The following is a 289-nucleotide window of genomic DNA, read 5'->3' on the forward strand; positions in this document are numbered from 1 at the left end:
CAACTGCCGTACGACGAGGCGGCGGTGGCGGGGCAACCACACGTGGCGGCGGCGCCGGCCGCGACGCCGGCGGCGGGCTCACAGCCGCGCGTGCCGGCGCGGTGCGCTGTGCGGGTGTCGGCCTAACCGGAGCCGCGCGCATCGCCGGAGTCTGAGCCGGGGCGCCCGAAGGCTTCAGCGTGTTGGTCGGCGCCGTCGCGGCACGCGACGGAAGTGTCGTCGGCGGCTTGCCTGCCGCAGGAGCATTCGCCGGGGCGCCCGGAGCGGGCCTTCCGACCACACCTTGTGC

This window comes from Bradyrhizobium macuxiense, from assembly GCF_001542415.1.
GTDB lineage: Bacteria > Pseudomonadota > Alphaproteobacteria > Rhizobiales > Xanthobacteraceae > Bradyrhizobium > Bradyrhizobium macuxiense.